The sequence below is a fragment of the Falsiroseomonas algicola genome (assembly GCF_011040385.1).
GTDB lineage: Bacteria > Pseudomonadota > Alphaproteobacteria > Acetobacterales > Acetobacteraceae > Falsiroseomonas > Falsiroseomonas algicola.
The window spans coordinates 1-7292 of sequence record NZ_JAAIKB010000036.1 but is presented as its reverse complement, the minus strand read 5'-3'; the positions used below and the strand labels follow the sequence as shown (position 1 = coordinate 7292).

Here is a 7292-nt window from a genome sequence, read left to right as displayed (position 1 = left end):
AGCGGCCGCAGCCACCAGCAGGACTTGGCGACCCAGTCGCACAGCGTCGAGCGGTCGAGGTTGATGCCCTGGCGCGCCAGGATCGCCGCCTGGCGGTAGAGCGGCAGGCCGTCGCCATACTTGGCCACCAGCACCTGGGCGAGCAGCGCCTCGGTCGGCAGGCCGCCGGGGATGGCGCGTGCTGGCGTGGGGACCTGGTGCACGCCCTCCTCACACCGGCGGCAGGCATAGCGTGGGCGGATGGTGACGCGGACGCGCAGTTGCGCCGGCACCACGTCGAGCCGTTCCTATCGATCCTCGCCGATCCGGCGCATGGCGATCCCGCAGCAGGGGCAGCCCTGGTCTGGGAGGTCGAGCACCTCCTCGATGCGTTCGAGATGGGGAGGCAGCGCACCGCGATTCCGGCGGCGCTGTCCGGGATCCCGGCGATCGCGGGGCTTGGCCGGCGTATCGTTCGCGGGCTCGGGCAGTACCGGCATGCGGCCGAGTTCCAGGGCGAGTTGACCAGCCTCGACGCGTTCGCTGCTCTGCCCGAAGCGGGCGCGCTGGAAGCCCTTGATGATCTGCTCAAGGGCCGCGATCCGGACCTCCGCCGCGGCAAGCGCGGCGCGCAGCATGGCGGCGTCGTCGGGCTGGTCAGGGCTTTGCGGGATGTCGTCCGGCACGAGGGAATCGTCACCGATGCGCCCGTGTCGCGGCAAGCGGAAATCGACATCCGCGTCGCAGTCACGTTGCGCTCGGCCGCCAGGTTCGCTGCGGGTTTCGCCAGTCGATTCCTTCGAGCAGCATCGAGGCCTGCGCTGCCAACAGCGCGACACTGCCGGTGCTGGTCACCGGCCAGGGGAAGTGGCCTTGTTCCAGCCGTTTCGCGAACAGGCGCAGCCCCTGCCCATCGTGCCACAAGCACTTCACCAGCCGGCCGCGACGGCCGCGGAAGAGCCACACCGCGCCGACGAAGGGGTCCGCGCCGAAGGCCTGCTGCACCAATGCCGCCAGCCCATCCATGCCGCGGCGCATGTCGGTATGGCCGCAGGCGAGGAAGATGCGCGTCCCCGGTGCCGGGCCGATCATGGCGACGCCAGCGCGGCGAGCACGCGGCGCAGCGCGGCCCCGTCCACATCGGCGCCGACGCGCACGACCGCGCCGCCCGGCAGTACGATTTCCATCTGGCCAACCGCCGGTACTGTGCCGACTGTAGCAGTAGGCGGATGTGGCGGCGCGGCCTCAGGTTCGGCCGGTGGAGCCAGGCTGACCTGGGCGAAGGCCGGCGCCGTCACCGGCGGATCAACCAATTCGCCCGCGAAGAACTGCCGCCGCCACGTGTAAAGTAGACCCGTGCCGATGCCCCAGCGCCGCGCCACCTCAGTTGGCGTCGCGCCCGGCTGCATCGCCTCGGCGACAATCAGGCGTTTCTGTTCCACCGACCAAGCCCGGCGCCGCTCACCGCGGGTCACCACCTCCACTACCTCGCTCCGTGCGCTCATACGACTTCTCGTATGAGCGCTCACAGCCTCCGCCTCGATCTCCATCCCGAACCCCATCGCGACATCAGCCGCGACAGCGCACCATCAGAAGCCCGCGCCGCAAGGTGGGTGCCAGACGACGGTTACCCTGTCCCCGCACCCCCCTTTTTGCTGGAACAGATCGGCTGTCCAGCGCGGCGCGGTCGCAGCGGATGCGGCCTGCCGCCTCCAGCCCGTCGAGCAGCACTTTGTGCAGCCGCACCCACACGCCCGCCGCCTGCCAGTCCCGCAGTCGCCGCCAGCAGGTCATGCCCGACCCGCAGCCCATCTCCACCGGCAGCCGCTCCCACGGCGTGCCGGTGACCAGCACGAACAGGATGCCCGTCAGCGCCGCACGGTCCGGCAGGCGCGGCCGACCACCCATCGGCTTCGGGCGCTCCGGCGGTAGCAGCGGCTCGACCGCCGCCCAGAGGTCATCGGAGACAAGGGGCTTCGCCATACCAGCACCAACTCGCCAGAGCAGGTTTCGTTAGACGCTCTTAGGTCGGGACTGTAGGGCGGCAGGTAGAGCAGCTGCGCGCCCTGCGCCTCGATGGCCTCCCGCACGCCCTCGACCTTGTGGCTGCCGAGGTTGTCCATGATGACGATATCGCCCTCGCCGAGCGTCGGCGCGAGCATCTGCTCGACATAGGCGCGGAAGGCGCGGCCATTGATGGCGCCTTCCAGCACGAGCGGCGCGACGGGTCCGCTGGTGCGCAGGCCGCAGAGGAACGTGGTCGTGTGCCAGTGGCCGTGCGGCACGGCGGCGACCAGGCGTGACCCACGGGGCGCCCGGCCATGGGTGCGGGCCATGTTCGTCGTCGCCCAGGTCTCGTCGAGGAACACCAGGTGGGCCGGGTCCAGACGGGGAGCGGCATTGGCCCAGGCGCGGCGGGCCTCTGCTATGTCGGGGCGGTCCTGCTCGGCAGCGCGGATCCGCCTATTTTGAGCGTCAGCCCGAGCCGGGTCAGCACCTTCCACATGACTTGATGGCTGACCCGCGCCCCATGCTCGGCCTCCGACCGGGCCCGCAGTTCGGCCACCGTCGCATCCGACGTGGCCCTCGTGCGGAGCGCCGAGAGCATCGGGGCCAGCCGGAGCGGCACCTGATTGCGCTGCGGCCGCGCCTCGCGTTCACCCGTTTCGCGCAGCCGCGCTCGCAACTTCACGACATAGGACGGACTGACCGAGAGCCGCTCGGCCACCTCGCCGATCGGCTCGCCGTCTGCCGCAAGAACCCGATCCCGCAGGTCCTGCCCATAGGCCTGGCCTCGACGCCACGCCATCGCAGCCTCCAGCCCAAGCTGGACACCCACAGATCACACCGCCCCGCGCCGCAGCCAATCACAACCCGATCCCAGCCAGGGCTACTCAGGTCTAGCGGCGGCTCGCGGCATGCGACATCAGCCGAACACCTCGCCGCCGGGGGAGCGGACCACATCGACCTGGTGCGCGCCGGCCATGCCGAAATCATCCCACCGCACGCCGTTCCAGACAAAATCATATTCGCTGCCGACACCGCCGCGGCCGCTCGGTAGGCCGTTGTACACGCCGTAGTACCAAGTGTTGTTCAGCCACTGGGTCGTGCCTGCGTCGTAATAGGCCGCAGTCCAGATGGTGCCGAGCGGATGGTCGGTCCGCGTCGTCGCTGTCTCCGACTGGATCGTGTAGGTGCCGTTGGGGCGTGTGATGGTGTCGCCGGGCGCGTAGGTGTCTGCATCCTCCAGCAACAGGCCAGTATAGGCGTCGCCGCTGGCGGCGCGGAAAATCCAGCCGATCATCACGCGCATCTCCACCTTCACCTGGTGGACGCCGCCGACGCCGAAATCGTCCCAGGCGCCGTTGTTCCAAACATAGTCGTATTCGCTGCCAAAGCCGCCGCTGCCGCTGGGCTGCCCGCCCGCCATGCTCCACCAGTAGGTGTCGAAGGTTCGGTTGCTTGCGGCGTCGAAGTAGCTGGTCGTCCAGATCGAGTTCTTGCCGGCCGCGCCGCCCCAGGCGCCCTCATAGGTGATGCGGTAGCTGCCCTGGCTGGTAGCGATGGTGTCGCCCACCGCGTAGCGCGTGTCGTCCTGGATCAGCCAGCCCGTGTATCGGTCGCCGCTGTTGGCGGTGAAGGTGTAGCCGAACAGCGTGTTCACGGTGACGTTGGCTTGGTGGAGGCCGCCTACCCCAAAATCATCCCATTCGTCGCCGTCCCAGATATAGTCGTATTCGGTGCCGAAGCCGCCGCGGCCGCTGGGCTGTGCGCCCAGCGTGCCCCAGGAATAGGTGGCGAAGGTGCGGCCGGTGCCGGCATCAAAGTAGCTGTCGGTCCAGATGCTGCCACGCCCCGCCGCGCCGCCCCAATCGCCCTCGTAGGTGATGCGGTAGCTGCCCTGGCTGGTGGCGATGGTGTCGCCCACCGCGTAGCGGGTGCTGTCTTCCACCAGCCAGCCCGTGTAGCGGTCGCCGCTGGTGGCGGTGAAGGTGAAGGCGTGCAGCGTATTGATGGTGTACCGCGCTTGGTGGACGCCGCCGACGCCAAAATCGTCCCATTCGCTGCCGTTCCAGATGTAGTCGTATTCGGTGCCGAAGCCGCCGAGCCCGCTGGGCCGCCCGCCGCCCACCGTCCAGGTATAGGTCCCGAAGCTGCGGCCCGATGACGCGTCGAAATAGCTGTCGGTCCAGATGGTGCCGCGCCCCTGCGTGCCGCCCCAGTCACCCTCCCAGGTGATGCGGTAGCTGCCCTGGCTGGTGGCGATGGTGTTGCCCACCGCGTAGCGCGTGCTGTCCTCCACCAGCCAGCCCGTGTAGCGGCTGCCGTTGGTGCCGGTGAAGCTGAAGGCGTGCAGCGTGTTTATGGTGTAGTTCGCCTGGTGGATGCCGCCGACGCCGAAATCATCCCATTCGCTGCCGTTCCAGATGTAGTCGGACTCACTGCCGAAGCCGCCGCGGCCGCTGGGCTGCCCGCCCGCCACGCTCCACCAATAGGTGTCGAAGCTCCGCCCTGACCCCGCATCGACGTAGCTGGTAGTGTAGATCGTGCCCGCCCCTGCGCTGCCGCCCCAGGCGCCTTCCGAGTTGATGAGGTAACTGCCCTGCGCGCCCGGCACCGTGTCGCCCGCCGCATAGGCCTCGTCGGAGGCGATCAGCCAGCCGGAATAGCGGTCCCCGGAATTCGCGGTGAAGGTCCAGCCGAAAAGGTTGTTGCGCTCGACGCTCGCGCGGTGAATGCCGCCGACGCCGAAATCGTCCCATTCGTCGCCGTCCCAGGCATAATCGTATTCGCTGCCGAGCCCCCGCGTGCCGCTGGCCGTGCCGGCGACGTTGAACTGGTAGGTCCGCAGCATCTCGTTGACCGAGGCATCGTAGTAGCGGAACACCCAGACTAGGCCCTGTGTGCTGATCGGGCCCGCATAGGGGCTTTCCTGTTGGATCAGGTAGCGGCCATTGGCCGTGTCGATGGTGTCCCCCACCGCGAAGGCGGTGCTGTGGCCGATGAAGGTGCCTTCATAATAGTCGCCGTTACTGGCGGTGAAGCGCCAGTTGAAGACCCGGTCCGGCTGCCGGTCCGCCTGCAGCGCGCCGCCCTGGCCCACCGGCACCCAGGCGCTGCCCGTCCAGGCGCGGTCCCATTCGCTGCCGAAGCCGCCATAGCCCGCGGGGCCGGAGGCCCCCGTCTCCAGCGTGAACTGGATGTCGGCGTGGAAATCCGTGTAGCTCAAGATGGTGATCGTGCCCTCGACCCCCGCATTGCCGAGGTCCCGGCCATAGGGCGTCTCGGTATCGATGCGGTAAGTTCCGAAGCCGGTGCGCAGAGTGTCGCCCGCGTTCCAGTTGCTGGCGTCATCCAGCAGCGTGCCCTGGATGACGTCGCCGGTATCGGCAGTGAAGGTCCAGGTGAAGAAGCTGTCTGGCAAGTCCACCGGGTTTGCCTGGTCGGCGCCGCCGCTGCCGAAGCTGTCCCAGGCCACCCCGTTCCAGGCGGCATCGGTTTCCGACCCCAACCCGGCCGTGCCGGCGGTCACCCCCTCCCCGTTCCGGGTCACTAGGAAGACGCCGGAGGAATCCCGGTACCAGGAGACGGTTATCCGCCCCTCATCCAGCCCGAAGGGGGACAGGTCGGTGTCCTGCGGCGCCGCCGCCACGATGGTGTAGCGCCCGAAGGCGGTACTCAGGATAGAATTGACGACGTAGCGCGTGCTATCGTCGACCAGCGTTCCCCCCCAGCTGTCGCCGGAGTTGGCCGTGAAAGTCCAGGTGAAGATGCTGTCGGTGACATTGTCGCCCGAAAGCGTCTGCGACATCTAGAGGGGCTCCGTCGGCCCCCGCCGGGCCTTAGGAAACCCCTACCGCAGTGCGGTAAAGGTGGCGTTAGCGGCCGGGAAGGACGGCCGCTAGGTCGCGTTGACAAACCTGATGATCTATAGGCGGATTGAGGTGAGGGCGGCGAATCAGAGGAAGCTGTCGGCTGTCAATCGGCACGCAAACGGGACCCGAGATCGGCGTCGAATAGTGACCCCTGTTTGGTGTGGTGATGCGCGGTGCGGTCGTCCGGCCCGCAGCCGTAGGCGGAGGGCAGGGCGACCGCACCGCGGCGGCGGGCCTGCGTCGAGCACATCGTGGGCGAGCGCAGCGTGTCGGAACGCAAGGCCTTCGCGGTGCTGGGGCAGCACAGATCGATGCAGCGGAGGGCGCCACGCGGGTCCGACGACGAGGCTGCGCTGACGGCGGACATTGTCGAGTTGGCGAAGCGCTACGGGCGGTATGGCTATCGGCGGGTCACGGCGTTGCTGCGGGATGCGGGCTGGGCGGTGAACCGGAAGCGCGTGGAGCGGATCTGGCGGCGCGACGGGTTGAAGGTGCCGCAGCGCCAGCCGAAGCGCGGCAGGCTGTGGCTGGCCGACGGCTCGTGCGTGCGGCTGCGCCCGGAGTGCGACAACCACGTCTGCGCCTACGACTTTGTCGAGGATCGAACGCGGGACGGGCGGAAGTTCCGGATGCTGTGCGTGGTGGACGAGTTCACGCGCGAGGCGCTGGCGATCCGGGTGGCGCGGAAGCTCAGTTCGGCGGACGTGATCGACACCCTGGCCGACCTGTTCATCGCCCGCGGCGCGCCCGCCCACTCCGCTCGGACCAGGGGCCGGAGTTCGTGGTCGAGGCGGTGAAGAGCTGGATCGAAGGCGTGGGCGCGACGACGGCCTACATCGAGAAGGCGAGCCCGTGGGAGGGCGGCTACGTGGAGAGCATCAACGGTAAGCTACGGGACGAGCTGTTGAACGGCGGGGTGTTCAACACCCTCCGCGAGGCGCAGGTGCTGATCGAGGAATGGCGCCGGCACTACAACCGGGTCAGGCCGCACTCGTCGCTCGGCTACCGCCCACCCGCCCCGGAGACGGTGCAGGTAGCCAGGCCGCAGATCAGCTCATCAGAAGGCCCGGCTGCGACCGCATACTAAAATTCCAGCCGGATCACTCGATGGGGGCTGGTCAGACCAGCGAACCACATTCCATCCAGACGATTTCATTCCTTTCATGATAGGATGTACTATCTCTGTATCAAGCCTCGGGATGTCCACGAAAGCGGGTCAACTTCAGGCCGTCGATGCATCCTGCGAGCGTGATCCATGGCAATGGACGAAGACGATGCCGTTTAGGACGCGCGTCAGCGATCCGGGTCGGCCCTCGCAACTTGGGAAAGAGCGCCGCTAGTGGAGTGATTCCAGCAGACGTTTCCCGCGTTGGTGCTTGCCGATGATGGTGTCGGCGGGCGCGGTCCAGCGGAAGGGCTTTGGGTCGGCGTTGTGCG

The 7292-nt window shown here is 68.1% G+C and carries 6 protein-coding genes and 3 pseudogenes; 1 reads left to right on the top strand and 8 read right to left on the bottom strand.

Annotation, left to right across the window (positions count from 1 at the left end):
• From G3576_RS32805 to G3576_RS30670, 8 genes and pseudogenes are all read right to left on the bottom strand, one after another.
• Window positions 1-263 (bottom strand): annotated as a pseudogene (locus tag G3576_RS32805) (IS66 family transposase); the annotation flags it as partial.
• 24 nt (window positions 264-287) lie between these two features.
• Entirely contained in the window at window positions 288-665 is a 378-nt protein-coding gene (locus G3576_RS32800; protein WP_164698293.1) for an IS66 family transposase, read from the bottom strand.
• A gap of 61 nt (window positions 666-726) precedes the next feature.
• A complete protein-coding gene (gene tnpB, locus G3576_RS30695) occupies window positions 727-1071 on the bottom strand; it encodes an IS66 family insertion sequence element accessory protein TnpB (RefSeq protein WP_164698292.1) in 345 nt (114 codons plus the stop codon).
• A complete protein-coding gene (gene tnpA, locus G3576_RS30690) occupies window positions 1068-1463 on the bottom strand; it encodes an IS66-like element accessory protein TnpA (protein WP_164698291.1) in 396 nt (131 codons plus the stop codon). Before tnpA ends, tnpB begins: the two co-directional genes overlap by 4 nt.
• Window positions 1464-1626: 163 nt before the next feature.
• Window positions 1627-1962 (bottom strand): annotated as a pseudogene (locus G3576_RS30685) (transposase); the annotation flags it as partial.
• Entirely contained in the window at window positions 1848-2483 is a 636-nt protein-coding gene (locus G3576_RS30680; protein ID WP_164698290.1) for an IS630 family transposase, read from the bottom strand. The pseudogene G3576_RS30685 and the gene G3576_RS30680, both read right to left, overlap by 115 nt.
• A complete protein-coding gene (locus G3576_RS32750; RefSeq protein WP_164698289.1) occupies window positions 2405-2788 on the bottom strand; it encodes a hypothetical protein in 384 nt (127 codons plus the stop codon). Before G3576_RS32750 ends, G3576_RS30680 begins: the two co-directional genes overlap by 79 nt.
• A 117-nt stretch (window positions 2789-2905) precedes the next feature.
• Complete coding sequence (locus tag G3576_RS30670; RefSeq protein WP_164698288.1) at window positions 2906-5791, bottom strand: RHS repeat domain-containing protein; 2886 nt, start codon at window positions 5789-5791, stop codon at window positions 2906-2908.
• A 285-nt stretch (window positions 5792-6076) separates the two neighbouring features.
• Between G3576_RS30670 and G3576_RS30665 the strand changes: the two are divergent.
• Window positions 6077-6942: pseudogene (locus G3576_RS30665) on the top strand (IS3 family transposase); the annotation flags it as partial.
• Window positions 6943-7292 lie beyond the last annotated feature (350 nt).